The sequence below is a fragment of the Enterocloster aldenensis genome (assembly GCF_003434055.1).
Classification (GTDB): domain Bacteria; phylum Bacillota; class Clostridia; order Lachnospirales; family Lachnospiraceae; genus Enterocloster; species Enterocloster aldenensis.
This window is the reverse complement of the sequence record NZ_QVEX01000060.1, coordinates 1-249: the sequence shown is the minus strand read 5'-3', so window position 1 is coordinate 249 and position 249 is coordinate 1. Positions and strand designations below refer to the sequence as shown.

Annotated in this window: 1 protein-coding gene; it reads right to left on the bottom strand. The window is 26.9% G+C overall.

The features are described from left to right. On the bottom strand, positions 1 to 249 hold a 249-nt coding region (locus tag DWX59_RS29570; RefSeq protein WP_235845217.1), incomplete at both ends, for a pyridoxamine 5'-phosphate oxidase family protein.

Below are 249 nucleotides of genomic sequence, written 5' to 3'. Positions count from 1 at the left end.
TCATCATACATAATAATATTATGTTCGCAATCCATTTCAAAAGTCACTTTATTATTTTTTCTTATTAAATCAAGTTTTGTTCCTACTTTGGCACTATGAAAATATAGATAAAGTTGTCCTTCTTCTACATTTGTTCCAAAGTTTAAAGGAACGATATAAGGAAATTCATCATCAAATAGTGCTAAACGACAAGTATCACACTTTGCAATAATTTTCATCATTTCATCAAAATCAGTAATTTCTCTATCT